19 protein-coding genes are annotated in these 18,392 nt (G+C 54.9%); 10 read left to right on the top strand and 9 right to left on the bottom strand.

The window, feature by feature from the left end:
* Positions 1–83 precede the first annotated feature (83 nt).
* The 6 genes from FHS27_RS31480 to FHS27_RS28990 all read right to left on the bottom strand — a co-directional run bounded on the left by FHS27_RS31480 (position 84) and on the right by FHS27_RS28990 (position 4,415).
* Positions 84–209, bottom strand: a complete 126-nt coding sequence (locus FHS27_RS31480) for a hypothetical protein (RefSeq protein ID WP_261363980.1) — start codon at positions 207–209, stop codon at positions 84–86.
* Positions 210–391: 182 nt separating this feature from the next.
* Positions 392–916, bottom strand: a complete 525-nt coding sequence (locus FHS27_RS29010) for an AAA family ATPase (protein WP_184309630.1) — start codon at positions 914–916, stop codon at positions 392–394.
* Positions 917–985: 69 nt separating this feature from the next.
* The gene (locus tag FHS27_RS29005) at positions 986–1,894 is read right to left on the bottom strand and encodes a phosphate acyltransferase (RefSeq protein WP_184309628.1); all 909 of its coding nucleotides are present in this window, start codon (positions 1,892–1,894) and stop codon (positions 986–988) included.
* Positions 1,895–1,897: 3 nt separating this feature from the next.
* Positions 1,898–2,740 carry an enoyl-CoA hydratase gene (locus FHS27_RS29000; protein WP_246421229.1) on the bottom strand — a complete coding sequence of 281 codons (843 nt, stop codon included), beginning with the start codon at positions 2,738–2,740 and terminating at the stop codon, positions 1,898–1,900.
* Positions 2,741–2,849: 109 nt separating this feature from the next.
* Positions 2,850–3,437, bottom strand: coding sequence for a peroxiredoxin family protein (locus FHS27_RS28995; protein WP_246421227.1), 588 nt, complete (start codon positions 3,435–3,437; stop codon positions 2,850–2,852).
* Between the two features lie 462 nt (positions 3,438–3,899).
* A complete protein-coding gene (locus tag FHS27_RS28990; protein ID WP_184309624.1) occupies positions 3,900–4,415 on the bottom strand; it encodes a hypothetical protein in 516 nt (171 codons plus the stop codon).
* Positions 4,416–4,739: 324 nt separating this feature from the next.
* Here FHS27_RS28990 and FHS27_RS28985 point away from each other — a divergent pair, with 324 nt between their 5' ends.
* The 10 genes from FHS27_RS28985 (at position 4,740) to FHS27_RS28940 (ending at position 14,575) form a co-directional block, all read left to right on the top strand.
* On the top strand, positions 4,740–5,228 hold the full coding sequence (locus FHS27_RS28985) for a hypothetical protein (protein ID WP_246421226.1): 489 nt from the start codon (positions 4,740–4,742) through the stop codon (positions 5,226–5,228).
* 462 nt (positions 5,229–5,690) lie between these two features.
* Positions 5,691–6,779, top strand: coding sequence for a CHAD domain-containing protein (locus tag FHS27_RS28980; RefSeq protein WP_184309622.1), 1,089 nt, complete (start codon positions 5,691–5,693; stop codon positions 6,777–6,779).
* Between the two features lie 257 nt (positions 6,780–7,036).
* Positions 7,037–7,522: an NUDIX domain-containing protein gene (locus FHS27_RS28975; protein WP_144058592.1), complete on the top strand. Its 486-nt coding sequence runs from the start codon at positions 7,037–7,039 to the stop codon at positions 7,520–7,522.
* A gap of 5 nt (positions 7,523–7,527) precedes the next feature.
* Positions 7,528–9,150, top strand: coding sequence for a phosphotransferase (locus FHS27_RS28970; RefSeq protein WP_184309620.1), 1,623 nt, complete (start codon positions 7,528–7,530; stop codon positions 9,148–9,150).
* Positions 9,147–10,049, top strand: a complete 903-nt coding sequence (locus tag FHS27_RS28965; protein ID WP_184309618.1) for a GAK system ATP-grasp enzyme — start codon at positions 9,147–9,149, stop codon at positions 10,047–10,049. The genes FHS27_RS28970 and FHS27_RS28965 overlap by 4 nt, the downstream gene beginning before the upstream one ends.
* Entirely contained in the window at positions 10,034–11,188 is a 1,155-nt protein-coding gene (locus FHS27_RS28960) for an HprK-related kinase B (RefSeq protein WP_184309616.1), read from the top strand. The genes FHS27_RS28965 and FHS27_RS28960 overlap by 16 nt, the downstream gene beginning before the upstream one ends.
* The gene (locus FHS27_RS28955; RefSeq protein ID WP_184309614.1) at positions 11,170–12,237 is read left to right on the top strand and encodes an NUDIX hydrolase; all 1,068 of its coding nucleotides are present in this window, start codon (positions 11,170–11,172) and stop codon (positions 12,235–12,237) included. The genes FHS27_RS28960 and FHS27_RS28955 overlap by 19 nt, the downstream gene beginning before the upstream one ends.
* Positions 12,230–12,913 carry a histidine phosphatase family protein gene (locus tag FHS27_RS28950; protein ID WP_184309613.1) on the top strand — a complete coding sequence of 228 codons (684 nt, stop codon included), beginning with the start codon at positions 12,230–12,232 and terminating at the stop codon, positions 12,911–12,913. The genes FHS27_RS28955 and FHS27_RS28950 overlap by 8 nt, the downstream gene beginning before the upstream one ends.
* Positions 12,914–12,923: 10 nt before the next feature.
* On the top strand, positions 12,924–14,309 hold the full coding sequence (locus tag FHS27_RS28945; RefSeq protein WP_184309610.1) for a metallophosphoesterase family protein: 1,386 nt from the start codon (positions 12,924–12,926) through the stop codon (positions 14,307–14,309).
* Positions 14,306–14,575: an amphi-Trp domain-containing protein gene (locus FHS27_RS28940; protein ID WP_009093360.1), complete on the top strand. Its 270-nt coding sequence runs from the start codon at positions 14,306–14,308 to the stop codon at positions 14,573–14,575. The genes FHS27_RS28945 and FHS27_RS28940 overlap by 4 nt, the downstream gene beginning before the upstream one ends.
* A 3-nt stretch (positions 14,576–14,578) precedes the next feature.
* On the opposite strand, the gene FHS27_RS28935 is transcribed toward FHS27_RS28940, so the two are convergent.
* The 3 genes from FHS27_RS28935 to FHS27_RS28925 form a co-directional block, all read right to left on the bottom strand.
* Complete coding sequence (locus FHS27_RS28935) at positions 14,579–16,111, bottom strand: glycosyl hydrolase family 28 protein (protein ID WP_184309608.1); 1,533 nt, start codon at positions 16,109–16,111, stop codon at positions 14,579–14,581.
* 172 nt (positions 16,112–16,283) lie between these two features.
* The gene (locus tag FHS27_RS28930; protein WP_184309606.1) at positions 16,284–17,531 is read right to left on the bottom strand and encodes an L-lactate MFS transporter; all 1,248 of its coding nucleotides are present in this window, start codon (positions 17,529–17,531) and stop codon (positions 16,284–16,286) included.
* 174 nt (positions 17,532–17,705) lie between these two features.
* Positions 17,706–18,386, bottom strand: a complete 681-nt coding sequence (locus FHS27_RS28925) for a methyltransferase (RefSeq protein ID WP_184309603.1) — start codon at positions 18,384–18,386, stop codon at positions 17,706–17,708.
* Positions 18,387–18,392: the final 6 nt, after the last annotated feature.

Here is an 18,392-nt window from a genome sequence, read left to right as displayed (position 1 = left end):
CATCGTTGACAGACGAACAGCATACCCTCCGTGTGGGTGGTTGGGCTATGCTCAAAATTGTCGCTGGAGCAACTTTTCCTTTCTCATGAGAAGCGACTCTCGATCACGTAGCCATCATGATGATCGCAAATTTCAACGTATTGGTTGGCATCGACACCGTCGTTCGCTCGCGTGCGCAGTAAAACAGCCGTGTCGTGCTTCTGCGACATGGTTCGGGGCCTTGGGTAATCTAGACGTTTCGCTGTCCGCTCGGTTTTAGCGGGATTTGCCAACGTTACGGTCTTCCGAAGTCCGGCAGCATCGGCGACAGCATGTTTAGAAAATGCTTTTGCTGGTCAGTTCAACGTCAAGGAGCAATGGCCGAATCGCTCGAGTTCCATCAAGCGAATGATCACATTCCGGTACCCGTGCTGGTGCCGGTATCGATCCGCATGACGTCAAACACGGGCTCCGCGACCGGAGCATCGGCGATGTGACGACTCCAGTCTCGCAGTTTTGCCGCGTCTCTCGGATTGCCTCGACGTTCAATCCGCTGACGCCGCAGTTCGTCGTCGCAAGTGAGGTACCAGACCGTCGGCTCGACGCCGAAGCGGCTTCGGAGCTGGTCCGGCCAATTCGCGTCACCGAGTTCCCTCGTGAATGGCCCAACGATCACCACGCTCACGTGAGGCAGGTTGTCCGCGGCGGTGTTAAACAAACATTCATAGACCGCATCGCGAAAGAGACGCTTGTACTCGGCGCTATCACGATCCGTAGGCTCCATTCCAGCGGCCGACAATCCGGCGCGGACAACCGGCTCGGTGACGGTGTCGCTGTCGAGCAGAATGGCGGCGCGATTGGTCGCTAAGTTTTTTCCAAACGTGCTTTTGCCGACTCCGGCAGCACCGGTAACGATGTGAAGCTGGTTCATGTTCATGGGGATCTCAATGTTTCCCTCGAAAGGGGCTGTGTCGCATCGCATCGTGACGTTTTGACTCGCCGAGCATCACGCAACCGCTTGACGCGTTGATGCTTGGCTGATCGCGAGTGCCAAGGACCGTATTCTCGTTTCCGTATCGTCGGCGCGTGACATGAAGACGATCGGGCAAGCCGCACCGGCAAGCAGGCCGCCGAACCGACAATCCGCCGTGTACATGATCGCTTTGACGGTCAGATTCGCGGCCAGGAGACTCGGGAAAACCATCGCGTCGGCCGCGCCAATTGCATCACCGCTGAGCTTTTTCTTTTCGCCCGCAACTCTGGAATATGCGAGGTCGAATGACAGCGGGCCTTGGATTTGTAATGGAAGAGATTCAGGAAGGGCGGCGCGAATGCGTTCGGCCAAACGTGTTTCTGGCATCGCATCGGTCACCTTCTCGCTCGCCGCCATGATGGCAATCCGAGGCGTTGTGCACCCGAGCGATCTTGCCAGGGCAGCGGTCGATTCAACAATCTGCAACACTTGATCCACAGACGGCTCGATCGTGATCCCCGTGTCGGCGAGCAGGAAGTGCCGACGATCTTTCGGAACCTCCATCATCACGATCTGGCAGATTGTTCGCCCGGTTCTTAAGCCTGTGTCTGACTTCAGTACCGCTCGCATCAAATCCGGCGTCGCGATCTGGCCCTTCATCAACAAACTCGCTTCGCCGCGACGCACCAACTCCACGGCTGACACCGCGGGCTGGTCCGAATCAACCACTTTGAAATTTGCTAACGATACGTTCTCTGTCCGTGCCATGTCTTCGATCCGATCCGCCGGCCCGCACAGAATTGGCCGCGTCCAGTGCCGGCGTGTCGTTTCGGCGAGAGCATGCAACACTGTGGAATCATCACCGCCAGCGACCGCCACGGACATCGCCGCCATTTCGGAATCGGCTCGATCAAAGAGCTGGTCAAACGTGAGCAAACTCATTCGTTAGCGTTCCCAGACCGGGGCTCGTTTTTCAAGGAAGGCACGGATGCCTTCTTGAGCGTCGTGGCGCAACGCATTGTCGGTCATCACGTCAACCGCGTGAGCGTACGCATCGGATTGTGACAGCGATGCCTGTTGGTAGAATGCGGCCTTGCCGATCGCAACCGTCTCGCGACTCGCCACGGCGATCTTTCCGGCCATCTCACGCGTCACTTCGTCGAGTTCTTCGGCGGGAACGACCCGGTTGACCAACCCCAGTTCATAGGCCCGTTGTGCCGAAAGAGGGTCACCCGTTAACAACATTTCCATCGCGACCTTAGGCGGAATTGATCGCGTCAGTGGCACCATCGGTGTCGTGCAAAACAGGCCGATCTTTACGCCCGGCGTCGCAAACCAGGATTGCTCGCTCGCCACGGCGAGATCACACGAGGCGACCAGTTGGCATCCTGCGGCGGTTGCTAAACCCTGTACCTGAGCGATCACCGGTTGCGGGATCGATCGTAGTCTCTGCATCGTTGTCGCGCACTGCGAGAAGAGAGCGGCGTATTCCTCCTCTGACCGGGCAATCATTTGTTTTAGATCGTGTCCCGATGAGAAAACCGGCCCCGCTGACCGCAGGATCACCACACGCACATCGCGATCCGTTTCGAACTCAACTAACCGCGTATCAAGTTCGATGAGCAATTCCAACGACAATGCGTTGCGTTTCGCCGCTCGATTGAGGGTCACAGTCGCGATGCTGTTCGATTTCTCGATCAGCAATTCGCTTTCATACGCCAGGGGGTCTCGGGGCGGGCGAGGATGAGGCGACTCCATGGCGGCGTGCTTCTCTACTATCAGATACATGGGATTGGCGATGACGGCATTATGTCCGCCGCTCACCTCACCGACCAGGGGAACCTAATCGGTGCATCAACCATGTCATGTCGGCTGGCCCGCAAAGCGGTGACTGTCCTTACAGTGCCGACAATATTTCGGCCGACTTCACGCGACCACCGTGTGTGTTACTGATCTTAACAAACGTGATTTTCCCAGACTCATCAACGACGATCGTCGAAGGGTACGCCGTTTCTCGAGGGGCATTCCAACGCAGCCCGTATGCGTTGGTGAACTGATATCCGGGATCGAGCAACATGGTCAACGGGGCGGGCAGCTTCGTGCCATGCAAGAAATCATCCGCGTGCATGCCCAGTTGTGACGCATCACCAGGATAGACGAGCAATAGACGAGCGTTCTTGGCCGCGAATTTGTCGGCATTCTTGATCAGGTCACCAACTTGGGCGGTGCACGCCGGGCACTGTTTTGTTGGGTAACCACGCAGCACAACGACGACGACCGGACCATCGGCATTCACATCGCTCAACCGCACATCACCTGAAAGTTCTCCGGCAACGGCGTGCAACTGGAAGTCTTTCGCCTGCGTGCCTTTTGCCAGTTGTTCGGTTGCGGCGTGTACAGGACTCGGTGACTCCGCCAACACGGTCGCCACAGGTGCCAGCAAAAGGGCAAAGCTACAGCACAGGATTTGTCGAATTTTCATCATCAGGTTCAATCTTCGATTCAGTGGGAAGTGAAAACGGATCGGCAGCCGGCCAGATACCGTTGTGCTCCTGTTAATCGCTAACGCACCTGAACGTCCGCCAAATGAATTCGCATCTTTTCTTACCGGTCCGTCATGAATCAGGTGACGCGCCGTCCGCTAATCAAAGGAACCGGCGGGTATTGAGAGCGATGCTTTGCAATCACGAAATGTTGCGCATATCGGGGCGCAGGTCTTCGCCGGACCTTCACTTCCTCAGTTTCGTTTCTTCAATAGCAAAGATGCTCGTCAGCATGAACGGTAACACTCGAGTCCGACGCGATGTGCTAGCAAATTAAGCGAACGTAGCCAGGTTTTCACAAACCACGAACGGTGCTTCGGAAGAGAGGGGCGGAGTTGGCGGCAGCTAACAACGGGGTAACCGAGGGCCGCTGGGTTTAGGTTTCGCGAATGTCTCTGGCCCCATCACTTCGGTGAAATGGCTTCGCGTGTATTGTCGTCGCCGGTTTGATTAACGCGTGTTTGATCGATGCGTTTCTGCAGTTCTGCAACCAAGGTAGGCATTTCGCCGAACGAGGATAACCGACTAGGAAACCACGTCAGCGTCTCGCCCCATCGACTCGGAACAATCAATGTCATCACGATGTACGGAGGGTTGTTGTATCTCGACAATTTCAGTGAGCGAATGTCAGCCAGACGGATTCGGTCAATCTCTTCTCGGCGCTCCATAATCAATTTGTCGCCATCAAGCCAAACAGTGCTGACCGGATTTTTGAAACGCATCTCGTACGCATGGAACAGCAGGACGGCAAAGCCCATCATCGGCAGGGCGAAGCAGATGAATCCGGTGAAGATCAACGGAACGAGGACCACACCTGCCACGGCCGCAATGACCCAATTGTTCGTTGTCGCGAGATAGCCACGGACGCCCTTTTGAATTGATTGTGAAGGGATAATCGAGTTGGAGCTGATCCGATCCATTGATTCGCCAAGATGTCGTGAGAAGCATTTGCGTGACAGACAAAGAGTACACAATACATCACCGCATTGAGCAATCACAGAAATCGGTGACGAAATGATAGCGACCGGTAATCGCATTTGGCCAATCGTTTTGCTGGCCCGCGAGGCGGCACGATGACGCATGATGTGGTCGTTCTGCGCACCTCTATCTGTCGTCGCTCAGGCCGTTTCGGGCTCCGTGAAATCTTGCATCGCGTGTAACAAAGACGCCGCGATCACGCTTCGGATTTCGTGAGGCTGGTTGGTTCAGCCCACGCAGAAAACTTCCAATCTGAGGGGAAAAAGATGTTTCGAAAATTGATGGTTAAATTCGTCGCGCCCATCGCCTGTCTCGCCTTGTTGACGGTGACTGCCAACGCGGCCAGCCCGAGCAGTCTTGCCGATGACACAGATCAATACAACGCGTACACGTACAGCTACGTCGCGATGGTCTTTGCCGACGGAATCGCGGATACTATTGGGGACGACGGACTCGAAGGCGAAGTCGCAATCATGATTTCCGAATTTTGCGACGACGGGTTCTTCCACTGCTTCGATGCACTCGTGCTGGACGACCATCAATTATGGCAAGACGCTGTCGATGATCTGAAACTCGCACGGATGTGGTGTGACACGCTGATCGTATTTGTGGAGGACTCACAGCCGTCGAGCGTTAGCGGTCAAATCAGCTCGCTGATGTGGTATCTCGACATCGCGATCGATGGTGCCGAGGCATCCGTGCCGATCAGTAAGTCGGTCAAAATCGGTTTCCCGAAGAAGTGGGGCAAACGGTAGTCCACCGCGAGATCATCTCAATCCAAACAACGAAGACACGGTCGTCCGGGCGACCGTGTCTTCTGCGTTTGATCGCATCGCATTCATCGATGCGAGCCGTTTGGATGATTTGGGGCGATCGATCGCCTATCATAATCAACGCCGCTCCTTCATTACCTGCTCATACACGCTTGATCTATTGTGGCTAAACTGAGTGAGTGAGCGCCGCCGCGTTCGCGACCGGAGCCTGTATCGAGGCGGACGATGTTTGCGTGTGCTCACCGCAGAATGGCGTTACGTCACGTCGGTGTGAGGCGGCTGCTGAATTGTTAAGAATTCCAAGAACACCGTAATTCGTCTTGTCATCGCATTTTCACTACGTAAGCTTAACATCAAATTCACATTCCTCGGCATAGGGCAATTCTGGCCGCGAACTCGCACGACCCCAACGCGGGAGATCGCAAGAGCAAGTCAAGTAACAAGATGACAAAGGCAAAGAAATCCGCTCCGCAGTTTAAGTCGACCGTCCCGGTCACGATCGCTGCAAAAGCGAGTCTTGAAGATCGGTTGAAAGCGGTTTGGCAGCGTGCGCCCAAGGCTGCCAAGAAAGCAACGGAAGATGTTGAGAATGTGCATCAACTGCGCGTTAGTGTTCGCCGCGCCAGCGCCGCAATGGAACTGTATGCTCCCTTGCTGCCAACCAAACGAACACGAGTCCTCAAGAAGCAACTGCGGGCGTTACGTAAAGCGGCTGGGCCGGCGCGTGACTTGGACATTCTCAAAGAACGAGTGGAAAAGCATTCTGCGGAATCGACTGAACCGGCGTTCGCGGCACTGCTCGAATTTGTTCGGGCACGTCGCGCCGCGGCCCAGCGTCCTGTCAAACGTGCCTACGTCAAAGCCAAACGACAAGATTTTCGCAGCAATGCAAAGTCGCTCGCCAAAAGTGCGAAGTGGCGCGGCGATGGTGCTGAGCCCGATTTCGGGACGTTCGCACGTGCCCAATTCGAACCGATGACTGACCGGTTCTTTGCTGCTGCCAGAGTCGACATGAGCGACATTGAGGCGCTGCACCAGTTGCGGATCGAAGGCAAAACGGTTCGTTATGCAATCGATCTTTTGTCGTCCGCCTTAGGTGGAAAGTTCGCTAAGCGAAACTCGACGGTGTTTGCAAAATTGCAAAACAAACTGGGTGACATTAACGACCATGCATCCGCCGTCGACTTCTATGAAGGGCTATTGAAAGCCAAGGGAATACGAGGCTGCAAGCCAGCGATTCGCGAAATGATCGAGTTCGAAAAGACTCAACTGGAATCATCCCGCGAGGACTTTTCAAAGTGGTGGTCGATTGAACGCGTCTCCGAAATGCAGCAGCAATTCGCGGATGCCATTTCGTTAGATGACGCTGGCACGATCGATCAGGAACAACGTCCCGACGCACACCCAAGTGAAGAACCCGACGCGGAGGCAAGTTCCGTTGCTGGCGATCGCCAACGCGATACGACCGAGAACGATTCGGAGGCCACGCCGGAGGAGGATACCGAACTTCACGCGAACTCGAGTAAGGCCTGATTGGCACGCCTGACGAATCCTGGGCAGATACATTTCAAGCCGACCCCACGTCACTTCATGGAGGTTGCCGCTCTTTGCTCGGAAGTTTCTTTGATGGAGCTTCGGATGCACGCACCAACAATCACGCACGCACATCGATCCATCCGTGCCACTTGTTTTCGTCCTGACGGATCTGACGCCTTAACAAACGACTTGCTTAACTGAGAGAACGGAACGGACACGAGGACGTGACTTAGATGCTTAGAATGAACCATGCCATGAGCATGAACGAGAAAACAACCGTTTTTACTCCCGCGGTTCGCAATGCGGTTCGGGCGGTCATCCTGCGCGAGGGGAGGCTGTTGGTGCAACGCAAAGTCTACGAGAATGGAGACGTGCGTTTCACGCTTCCGGGAGGCGGTTCGGAGGTTGGTGAGACTCTCGAGGAAGGATTGCGACGAGAGTGCGTCGAAGAGATCGGAGTCGCCGTCGATGTTCAAGACTTAATGCACGTCGCGGACTACTACAAACCCCGTGACACAACGCCGCCGACGATGCGACATCAAATCGAATTCATCTTTCGCTGCGATATCCCAGACGACTATGTTGCCGCAAACGGTCGCAATCCAGACAAGCATCAACAGGACGTGCTTTGGTTGGATCTCGCGAGTGAATCGGCGACGCTGCTTTGGCCCGAGTCTTTGCAGCAGATTCTGAAAAATGACTTTGACGAGTCTCCCACTTATCTCGGCTTGATTGACTGAACTCGATGCGACTCCCTCAAACCATCCGTGACAACCTGCAGTTCATGCTCGCTGAAACCAGCACGCAGTTGAGCAATTTGGTCACGTTGTTAGACACACCTTCGGCCGAACTGACCCAGCGGATTCTCGATCGTCGCGGGTACTCGTACAACCTCAAAATGCGAATCCATGATGCATGCGTGACTGCGGTCCGAGCATCCGATTCTGCGGAAAAGCTGGAAACGCACTCGCTCCGCGCCGCCGAATCGATCGCAACTCAGCTCGATCGGTTGACCGGACTCATTCACGATTGCGCCCGGCAACTCGACGGTCGCAAACGGCGTGGAATCTTGAAGTCACTCTCGTCGACCGGGCTCGTCGAAGATGTGCTCAAGGGGATCGAGCTGATCCGATCGGGTATCGAGGAGGAGGGCACAAAAACGGCCATGAAGGTTAGCGATCTCGCGGTCGCGATGTCGTCCAAACATGAAACGTTTTTTGAAGACCAAACTCGTGAACTGCAGAGCATCGAACACCCGGACCGTGTGCTGACCGCGTTCTTCATCGCCACGCAACTCAACGAAATGAGCGCGGTGTTGCGTGACGTCAGCGAGTCGATGGTCGGTGCCCGTTTAGGACGGCCGATGCAACGCGACCGTTTTCGACTATTGAAAACCGCGTTCGATGATCTCGGCATCGATCAGGCCACGGTGGCGAAGGTTGCCGAGACCAACTCGGGAACCAATATCTCGCGAATCAGTCGCGACGCGGCCCACGGTTTTGCGGCGATCGTAAAAGACGGCGAAAAACGAAAACTGAAAGAGGAACGCAAGAGCGTCGAGAATTGGCACGAAATCTTCCCAGGCATCGCGCCGCAGATCTTGTCGTATCGCAAACGCGGCGAAAACGCGTCGTTGATGATCGAACATCTTCCGGGGTATACGTTCGACAAAGTCCTATTGTCGGGTACCGATGACCAACTCAAATCGGCACAGCAACATCTCGCAAAAACAGTCAAAGCGGTTTGGCGGGAAACGAAGTCGGACAAACCCGTCCGTTCCAATCATATGGCGCAGTTGCGCAAACGACTCGACACCGTCGTGGACGTTCATCCCGAGTTCGCTCGTGGAAAGGGACGCATTTGCCGATCCCGCACGCAATCGCTGAGCGATTTGATCGCTGTTGCTGAAGAGAGAGAGTCATCCGTCATGCCGCCGTTTTCGGTGTACATTCACGGCGATTTTAATCTCGACAACATCATCATTGATACCGCCGAAGAACGGGTCAACTTCATCGACTTGCACCGTTCGTGCTACGCCGATTACACGCAAGACGTCTCGGTCTTCATGGTTTCGAACTACCGTTTGCAGACACTCGATAAGCGGACTCGTTGTCGCATCGCAAGCGTCGCCGAACAAATGCACGCGACGGCGAGCAAGTTCGCACGCCAACAGAGCGACAAGAATTTCGAACTGCGGCTGGCATACGGACTGGCAAGGTCCTTCATCACCTCGACACGTTTCATCCTGGACAAATCGCTCGCCAAGTCGATGTACCTGCGTGGGTTTTACATTTTGGAACGTGCGATCGAGCAACCGACCGAATCGGCATCCGACTTCCGACTGCCGATCCGGGAACTGTTTTCATGAGTGCACTACGAATCGGGGTCATCGGGATACCGGGGAAGTGGTCGACTGAAGTCCTGGCGGATTCTCTCGAAGCACGCACCGGATTTCGGCTCGTGGTCGACATGGAAGACGTGTGCGCGGAATTGACGTCCGGGAAACTGGTGGCCAACGGCGTCAACCTTTGCGAGCTCGACGGATTGATCGTCAAGAAGATTAGCCAGCAGTATTCGCCGGCGACACTCGATCGGATCGAATTGTTACGACTGGCCGAGCACGCGGGCGTCCGAGTGTTCTCGCGGACCGAAACGATCATTCGAATGATTGACCGTTTGGGTTGTACGATGACACTTCGAAACGGCGGCATCCCCATGCCTGAAACCGTTGTCACTGAGAGCCGTAACCAAGCGGTTCGGACGATTCGGGAATTCGGAGCGGCTGTCCTCAAACCCCTGTATTCCACCAAGGCACGAGGGATGGAGTTGGTGGACGGATCTCTTGATGAAGCAACGTTGTTCAGCATCATCGACCGGTTCCGCGCGGGCAACCCGATGATGTACATTCAAAAGAAGATCAACCTTCCCGGCCAAGACCTCGGAATGGTTTTTCTTGGTGGCGAATACGTCGGAACTTATGCACGCGTCAACCAAGGCGAGGCATGGAATACCACGATTCAAAGCGGTGGGCGTTACGCGTCGCACACACCACCGCAATCCACCATCGATCTCGCCACGCGAGCCCAAGCGTTGTTTGGGATGGATTTCACCACTGTTGATGTCGCCGATACCGATGACGGACCGATCGTGTTTGAAGTCTCCGCGTTCGGTGGGTTTCGCGGCGTCCAGGATGGAATGGGAATGGACGCGTCCGCGATGTACGCCGATTACGTATTGAAAGAGCTCAGCCAGTGCACGACTCATTGAAGATCACCTCCTTGAATGTCGCTCAGACATTGATGGCTGACACCGAGTTGGTGACCGATTCCGTCGTCTTGCAACTCGACGACTATCGCATTGGCATTCGTTCGAACTCCACCGCTCTTCTCGATCGACTTCGGGCTTATTTTGCCTACACGGTTAGCGCGGATGATGGGGATGGTTTGGACTCCTGTGATTGCACCGTCTATGCAATCGATGCCCAGCCGACTGACCTCGACTTGTCCTTCACCGATTGGCGGCGAGAACCCGGGAAAACGGGACGGAAGGACGCCTATTTCGATTTGATCGACGACGGCCGGTGTGACGGACGGTTGGTTCGCAAAGTACGAACCGGGGTGTTGTTCCTGCAGAGTGAAATGCATCGAATCGCACACGGACCGTGCGTCGCCAACGACAACCAAGTCATTAATTATATTAATTGCCAATACATGAATCGGCTGCAGCATCGCGGAGCGGTGATCTGTCACGCTTCGGGGATCGTCATCGATAATCGAGCCATGGCCATTGCGGGGTTCTCCGGCGGTGGAAAGTCGTCGTTGATGTTAAGAATGCTCGAATCGCCGGGCAGCGCATTCCTCACCAATGACAGACTCTTTATCGAATCGTCAGGTCCCCTCGAAGTACGTGCGATCGGCATTCCGAAACTCCCGCGAGTCAATCCCGGTACCATCGTCAGTCTACCGTCGCTCCGCCCGATGTTAGATCAACAGCAGCTTCAGGAATTCGAAGCAATGCCGACTGCAGATCTCTGGGAACTTGAGAAAAAATTCGATGTTGATGTCGCTGACGTGTACGGCGACAATCGTATCGTCCCGCAGTCGACACTCACCGATTTGTTGATTCTGAACTGGAAGCGAACGTCCGATTGCGATTGCCAATTCCGAAAGGTCAACCTTCGCCAACGTCCCGAGTTATTAAACGCCGTAACGAAAAGCCCAGGGCCATTCTACGCGGACGAGGCCGGTAAGTTTCAAACCGATACCGCCAAAGAGGATCACGAACCTTATTTGGATTACCTCGACCGAGTCGATGTCTGGGAAGCGACCGGGAAAATCGACTTCGAGCTAGCCTCGGAAACCTGTCAATCAATCTTGAGGACGCAACCGTGCTTAAGGACCTCCTGATTTTCAGCCACCCCGAACGTTCGGCCGCCTCATCTCTCACGGACTTGCCGTCAGACGTGCAGGCGGCAGAATCGGAATCACTTGGCAGTTCATATGATGCCGACTTGACCGATGCGTGCAAACGCAACGCCCAGCGAGTCGGCGTTTGGTTCGCGAGAGAGAATCTGGTGCCCGACGAGGTGCGGTGCGTGCCAACGCTCGCGTCGAGGACAGCCGCTCAAAAATCTTGCAAAGCGGCGGGCCTCAACGAAGACATCGTGCAAGACGACGACCAACTCAGTCGCTTCGACGAATCTCTGTTTTCCAATCTGGCCGCTGATCTTCACGCCGAAACCGCGTGTCTGCTGATTGCGGTGGGGGCCTCGGTTGCTCAACGGTTATGTCAAAATGTCACCGGGATGCGTGGTGACGCGGAGAGAGACGAAGCGGAACTCGGCGCGTTGCATGAGATGGATCGCGTGCTCCACATCAAAATAGCGGGCAACGGGCCTGGGGCCGATTCTCAAACAACCACGGGCGCATGCGGACGTTTGGTGCAAGCAATCGATCCTTCGGCACTACCCAAGCGTTTTCCTTTTCCCGATATCAACGGATCTGAGCGACGTCGTCGCCCCGCGTACTATTACCGTCAATCGGCGGTGATTCCGTATCGAATCCGCGATCACAAGCTAGAAATTCTGGTCATTTCAACAAGCAAACGGAAACGTTGGGGTGTCCCCAAGGGCATTCACGATCCTGGCAAGACCGCTCAAGCGTCCGCCGCGAACGAGGCAATGGAAGAAGCCGGAGTGCTCGGGAAGGTGATGGACGCCGAAGTCGGAAGATACAGCTACGCCAAGTGGGGCGCCACATGCACGGTTCATGTCTATCCGATGGAGGTGAGCGCGGTATTGCCACCAGACCGATGGCCCGAGAGTCATCGGGGGCGTGAATGGTTGAGCGCCACGGCGGCCGCCGACCGAGTTCATCAAGACGAACTGAAGCACATGATCCGGCTTCTTCAAGAAAAGATCACCGAGCAGCATCGGGACGGTCGTCTCGATGTCTGAGCGAATTTGCATTCTCGTGCGGCACGGCGACTATCACCAACTCGCCGACACCCCCAGCGCGCATCAACCATTTGGGTTGACTGCCTTGGGTCGGCAACAGGCTGCCGAGGCATCAATCGCGATCCGACAACTCATTGATACCCATGGATGGAGTCTGCACACGGACGTGCATTCTTCTTCTCTTTTGCGTGCATGGGAAACGGCGTCTCTTGCATCGGAAAGATTGCCCGAATGCAAACGCGTGGTCACGACCGACCGTCTCACCGAACGATGCGTCGGCAGCGGCGCGAACCTCACACGTCAACAGATCACCGAGGCCGTCGCGGCGGACCCGCGTCTCGAACCGTTGCCCGATGACTGGAAATCGAACAGCCACTTTCGGCTGCCTTTTATCGGTGCCGAATCGTTGATGGAATCGGGAGCACGCGTTGCGGGATATCTGACCGAAACGATGAACCACATCGACGCCCCCGGACAGGCCGTTCTCGTCTTCGGCCATGGTGCATCGCTGCGTCATGCGGCACATCATCTCGGCGTCCTTCCGTTTGACCAGATCGCAAAACTGAGCATGTTCCACGCACGACCGGTAGCGCTCTCGGTTTCCTCCACCGGGGTTTGGCGACACGTGGCAGGCGAATGGAAAAATCGGCTCCTCGAATCGAAGCAATTGGACTGAGATTCAAATCATGAGCAACAAAACCAAACACGCTGCCGATCGATCCGAAGCGATCAAGCCTCGGTACTACGGACGCAAATGGATTTCTGTCAATCTTCCCGACGCAACGTGCGATTGGACACACGGTGGCGAAAAATCGATCGTCACCGAGGACGGTAATCTCAGTGATCTCATCGACGTCCTTCGCGAACTCAACGATCGCGAACATTGGCAGTGGCCGCAACGAAAACACTACTTCATCTCGGATCTGCACGCCGATCCGGATGCCTTTGCCGCCTCGCTCGTCGCATCGGGCGGCGTCAAACATCTCGGGCCCTCCCCCCGCGATTTTGAATTGACGAAAGCGGGCCGCAAAGCAACGTTCGTCATCGGCGGTGATTGTTTTGACAAAGGACCGAACAACCTCGAATTACTGCGTGGTGTTCGACACTTGAAGGATCAAGGCGTCCGGCTTCGTGTCTTGGCGGGCAACCATGACATCCGCTTGCTCTTTGGCATGCGTGTCGTTGGCGAGAAGAAAGACGTTCGCAACGAACACTTTTTCGTTCGCGCCGGGCAGAAGATTATCCCACTGATCAAAGAGGTCTGGGAATCGTACCTTTCTAAGAAAGCGATGAAGTCCATTCCTGATACGGCGACGTGCCGTAGGAGGCTGTTTCCTCGCGAGTCGTGGTCCGAGGAGTTTCCGAAGATTCGTGGCGGTGACATCGTTCCGGCACAAATGGATCGTGAACTGAATCGTATCACTAAGAAGGTCGATAACTTCGAAAGCCTTTGTGGCGAACAAGGGCTCGATCTGCGACAGGTCTACGCCGCAACGCAGCAGTGGAAGAAACTATTCCTGAAAAAGGACGGCGAGTTTCAATGGTTCTACCGAAGTTTGCGGCTTTGCTACCGCAACGGGTCGTTCCTTTTCGTGCACGCCGGCGTGGACGACAACGTGACGAAAATGCTGCTCAAACATGGTGTTCGGCATATCAACAACGCGTTTCAAACGGCGATGCGTGAAGCCCCGTTTGATTTCTACTACGGGTCGCTCTGCAACACCATTCGCACCAAGTACCGTGACGTTGATCGCCCGTTCACTCGCAAAGGGTCGCGCAACGTTCGCAGCGCCGGGATTGCGGCGATTTTGCATGGACACCGCAACCTGCATCATGGCCAACGCCTGTCGCTTCGTAAGTCGCAAATTAATTTCGAATGCGACACGAGTCTCGATCGACACACTCGTCGTCTTGAAAACGTCAACGGCCGCGGAGCCTCGGTGACGATCATAGAGCCAACCGGACGCATCTTGGGCGTCAGTTCGGACTTCCCCAAAATCAAAGTCTTTGAACCGCAGCGAACACTCGACGCGTTGCTCGCGGCAAAGAAACAAGAAGGAAACAAACGATGAAACAGAGCACGCGTTTTCGACACGAATCACTGCAGGATTCCGAGTCCGTTCAGACTCTACTTAATGCCGTCGTGGAAGGAATTTCCAGAGGGAAGATTGTATTGGAAGATGAAGACGGAACCATGGTGATGAAGCCGAAAGGTCTCGCCAACCTGAAAATTTCCGCCTCCCAGGACGAGAAGAAAAACCGGCTCTACGTCCGGTTGACGTGGTACGAAAGTACCGATCCTGTTCGAGAGAAAGAGCTCAAGATCTCGACGAAATAATCGCTACGGTTTGACGATGAGGTTTTCAACAAATTCGCTCGCGTCGATATGCGGTCTCCGCAAGTGCTCACGATTGAGCAGCACATCTTGAAACAAGACGTTCTCGATGTTGTGCTCTTCATCTTGGCAAACCAACTCAATCGTCAGCGGCGTTCCCGCGGCGTGAATACCTTTGAAGATCACGTTCTCGATGCGACCGTACTGCGAGTCGTCGCTCCACATTGATTTGCCGATCCACAGCGAGGCCAACTTCCTCGACTCTTCGATGCGAATATCCTCAAAGCGGACGTCGCTGACCTTTGCCGCGTCGCTGTGAAAGATTCGTAGTGTCCACTCTCGCCCTCGATCATGGATCACATCACAGTCCGTAAATAGGATGTCGGAGATGTCTTCCCTGATTTCGGCACCCACACTCAGTGCATGGGCCACTTGGTTCCATAACACACATCGCTGAACGAGAACGCGATTGGCGACACCCTGTCCTCGGTCGGTCTTCACCACGACTAAGTCATCGAGTGTGCGAATGAAACAATCCTCGATCGTCACGTTGCGACTGTTGCAGACATCCACACCGTCGGAGTTCGCGCGGTAGCCGATGATTTTGACGTCGTGAACCCGAACGCGGTCTGAACGGCGGATTGGCATGTTCCATGTGCTCGCATCTCGCAGTATCACACCCGAAACCGTGATGTCGGATCCGTCGACTAACACGAGATTCCGAGCGTGTGTCATGCAAGCACTTGCGTCGATGATGCCTCGACCGCTCAACCTGATGTTGTTGCCACGCAGTTCAATCGTCGGTGCATAGTTGCGAAGCCCTGTCGTCGCGTTGACCGTGAATGGTTCGTCGGGTGAAACAACCGCTCGTATGATCGCACCACCCGCGACATAGAGTGTTTGATTATCGTGAACGATTAAATGGCTCAGCTTGTGAATCCCGGGACCGAAGAAAATCACATTGGGGTCATTCGGGTCAGGAACGTTTTTCTCAACCGGATTTACGAACAGATGGAGCGACCGGACCGTTTCGCCATTGATTTCGATTGTCAGATTGGCTGGGGCAGTAACCGGAAAGGTCACGGTTTTTCCGAGAACGTTGGGGGTGATGCCCGCGGAGGTTGGCAGAATCATTGCCGACAACACCTCCTCTTGCGCCGATACCGTCACCGTCACGGCGTCATGCCAGTCGAAAGAGGCAAACGCGGCCGTGTCGAAGTAATCGGCCGAGTTTCTTTTGTCGTCCATCGCCTTCCAACGCTTTTCCGCGTCGGCGGGGGCAACTTTCGCTCGGTACACCGGAACGTCGTGCCCATCCACGGTCACCTGAAAGTCAGCACTCAGTTCTTCGTCGGCCGGGACGGAGTAGATCGTCGCGTTGCCAACACGTTTCGCACCACTCGCTCCTTCATTGGCGAAATCATCCGAAACACTAGTCCCGCCATTTAAAACGACAAGCAATGCGGCAAAAACACAGTGACATGGCACGCGAAAGATCGACGCTTCACCCTCTTGCGTTGACCTGGAATGCATCATCATTTGACTCGATTAGTTGACGTACGAACGATCGTCATCCGAGTATACATGGAAGATTCCACGCGGCGGCCATACGCGATCGTTTGATCCTTCGATCGCGAGCCACTCCCGGTGCTACCGCCCTTTTACGGCGATTCGCTGACAGCGAAACCGGGGGCCTGTCTGAAAACGATTTCTACGCCGGTTGAACGGCAGGGACGATTCGTCGAATTTCAACTTGGATCCAGATTGAAACCGCGAGCGCGACGCAGAATAGTCCGGCAAAGATATACAGTGTTCCGACATAGCTGTCCGTCATTTCTCGGACCGACGACGCGAGCGTTGGGCCCACGACTCCGGCCGCTGCCCATGCAGTGAGCAGGTAACCGTGGATGGCCGCGAGTTGTCGGGTGCCGAACAGGTCGCTGATGTAAGCGGGAACCGCGGCAAATCCTCCGCCATAACAAGTCAAGATTAGGAAGATGAGGATCTGAAAGAGAGTCGCATTGGAAACGACCGGCAGAGCAATGAACGCAGCGATTTGAAGAACGAAAAACGCGACATAAGTATTCGGACGTCCAAAGTAATCTGAGAACGACGCCCACCCGATCCGGCCGAGTCCGTTGAACAATCCCATCAGTCCCACCATGGTAGCGGCGGAGGCTGCGGACATCCCTGCGATTTCTTGTGCCATCGGTGACGCGACGGAGATTACCGCGATTCCACAGCACACGTTGATGAACAGCATGATCCACAGGTAATAGAAATGCGTTGTTTTCACGGCTTCGTTGGCCATCTTTTGAGACAATTCCAATCCGCGGCGGGCGTTCGGTTTCACTTGTTGGCCGGCGGCAGCGACCGGTTGCCAGTCTTTGGGCGGCGGTGCGAGGTAGAGCGACGAACACACCATTACAAGGAAATAGGCGGCGCCTAAGCCATAGAACGTGTTACTGATCCCAATGTTTGCGATTCCAGCATTGATCAAGGGACCCGCGATCAGGGCACCAAACCCAAACCCCATGATCGCCAATCCCGTCGCAAGACCTCGGCGATCCGGAAACCATTTCACCAACGTCGAAACCGGCGAAATGTAGCCAACACCCAATCCGATCCCCGTGATCGCACCATAGAACAGGTAGTACAACCATTTTGATTCCATGTCGATCGCGAAGCCCGCGCCGATCATCCCGAGACCAAAGAAACAGGCGGCGAGCAGGCCGCCTTTTCGCGGCCCATGTTTCTCAACAAAGTGGCCGAGAAACGCGGCTGAAAAACCTAGGAAGAGGATGGCGATGCTAAAGGCCCACCCCACTTCGGTCCGCGACCAACCAAGTGTTTCTTGGATTGGATTTTTCCACACGCTGTACGCGTAAATGGAACCGATCGAAATGTGGATACCAACAGCAGAGAGTGCTATGAGCCAGCGGTTCTTGGATCTAATCATCTTGATTCCTTGTTTTGAGGAATCAGTAGACAAAAGTACTGGAAGAAAAGATACCGCATTCCGCTGCGGCAGTTTGACCCTGCCCGCTCACGAAATCACGCCGTCTCAACGCATGCCAATCCAGCGCACGCGGGACGCTCTGGCATGCAAACGACGCAACGGTCTCGCCAACGATTAAGGCAACCGGTGAAACGTGAACACGTGGTTGTTCATGTTGAAATGCAGGTACGGCAGTGCGTGCAGACGATTGCCGATGGATCGATTGTGATGCGGCACCGCAGACTCAAATTCGAGTCCATACTTTTCGCTCAGATCGACCGGAGAGACGCGGAACTTCTTAGGTAGAAGGACAACGAGTTTGCCCTCGGATTCCAAGTGATCGGATGCGCCGCGAAATAGCTCTTCAACAAAATGTGACGACGTGCACCATTGCCGATCATCTGATTTGAAAGAACCTTCAAACAGTGGTGGGTAACTCACAATGTAGTCAAATCGCTCGCCGTCGACCTCACGGTACATGTCGCTCTGTTTGATCGTGACGTTCTCGATGTTGTGAGCCAGGCAATTTTGCCGAGTATTTTCGATCGCTTGCGGACTGATGTCGATCGCCGTCACGTGTTCGCTCTTTAAACCTGCGAAGACCGTGATCACACCTGAACCGCAACCGACGTCCAAAACCCGTTTTCCTTCTGCGATAAAATCGACAACGTGGTGTTCACTATCGAGCGGTTTGTACACGCCGGGCAAAACACGCAACTTGCGACCGTCGAGCGTAATGTTGGGCAACATCCGACTGACTAAACCGCAGTACGGATAATACATCGCGAAGAGAGTTTTCTGGACCACAGGTAACATCGGACT

The sequence above is a fragment of the Aporhodopirellula rubra genome (assembly GCF_014192335.1).
GTDB lineage: Bacteria > Planctomycetota > Planctomycetia > Pirellulales > Pirellulaceae > Rhodopirellula > Rhodopirellula rubra.
Note: the sequence above shows the minus strand (reverse complement) of the source record. Positions and strands in the feature narration are given on the sequence as shown.

What these genes read in the sequence shown, in the direction of transcription:
- FHS27_RS28940 (WP_009093360.1), top strand. Translation starts at nt 14,306, where the DNA reads ATGAAACAGAGCACGCGTTTTCGACACGAATCACTGCAGGATTCCGAG.
- FHS27_RS28945 (WP_184309610.1), top strand. Translation starts at nt 12,924, where the DNA reads ATGAGCAACAAAACCAAACACGCTGCCGATCGATCCGAAGCGATCAAG.
- FHS27_RS28990 (WP_184309624.1), bottom strand. Translation starts at nt 4,415, where the DNA reads ATGGATCGGATCAGCTCCAACTCGATTATCCCTTCACAATCAATTCAA.
- FHS27_RS29005 (WP_184309628.1), bottom strand. Translation starts at nt 1,894, where the DNA reads ATGAGTTTGCTCACGTTTGACCAGCTCTTTGATCGAGCCGATTCCGAA.
- FHS27_RS29000 (WP_246421229.1), bottom strand. Translation starts at nt 2,740, where the DNA reads ATGTATCTGATAGTAGAGAAGCACGCCGCCATGGAGTCGCCTCATCCT.
- FHS27_RS29010 (WP_184309630.1), bottom strand. Translation starts at nt 916, where the DNA reads ATGAACATGAACCAGCTTCACATCGTTACCGGTGCTGCCGGAGTCGGC.
- FHS27_RS28975 (WP_144058592.1), top strand. Translation starts at nt 7,037, where the DNA reads ATGAGCATGAACGAGAAAACAACCGTTTTTACTCCCGCGGTTCGCAAT.
- FHS27_RS28995 (WP_246421227.1), bottom strand. Translation starts at nt 3,437, where the DNA reads ATGATGAAAATTCGACAAATCCTGTGCTGTAGCTTTGCCCTTTTGCTG.
- FHS27_RS28950 (WP_184309613.1), top strand. Translation starts at nt 12,230, where the DNA reads ATGTCTGAGCGAATTTGCATTCTCGTGCGGCACGGCGACTATCACCAA.
- FHS27_RS28965 (WP_184309618.1), top strand. Translation starts at nt 9,147, where the DNA reads ATGAGTGCACTACGAATCGGGGTCATCGGGATACCGGGGAAGTGGTCG.
- FHS27_RS31480 (WP_261363980.1), bottom strand. Translation starts at nt 209, where the DNA reads ATGTCGCAGAAGCACGACACGGCTGTTTTACTGCGCACGCGAGCGAAC.
- FHS27_RS28980 (WP_184309622.1), top strand. Translation starts at nt 5,691, where the DNA reads ATGACAAAGGCAAAGAAATCCGCTCCGCAGTTTAAGTCGACCGTCCCG.
- FHS27_RS28930 (WP_184309606.1), bottom strand. Translation starts at nt 17,531, where the DNA reads ATGATTAGATCCAAGAACCGCTGGCTCATAGCACTCTCTGCTGTTGGT.
- FHS27_RS28970 (WP_184309620.1), top strand. Translation starts at nt 7,528, where the DNA reads ATGCGACTCCCTCAAACCATCCGTGACAACCTGCAGTTCATGCTCGCT.
- FHS27_RS28925 (WP_184309603.1), bottom strand. Translation starts at nt 18,386, where the DNA reads ATGTTACCTGTGGTCCAGAAAACTCTCTTCGCGATGTATTATCCGTAC.
- FHS27_RS28935 (WP_184309608.1), bottom strand. Translation starts at nt 16,111, where the DNA reads ATGATGATGCATTCCAGGTCAACGCAAGAGGGTGAAGCGTCGATCTTT.
- FHS27_RS28985 (WP_246421226.1), top strand. Translation starts at nt 4,740, where the DNA reads ATGTTTCGAAAATTGATGGTTAAATTCGTCGCGCCCATCGCCTGTCTC.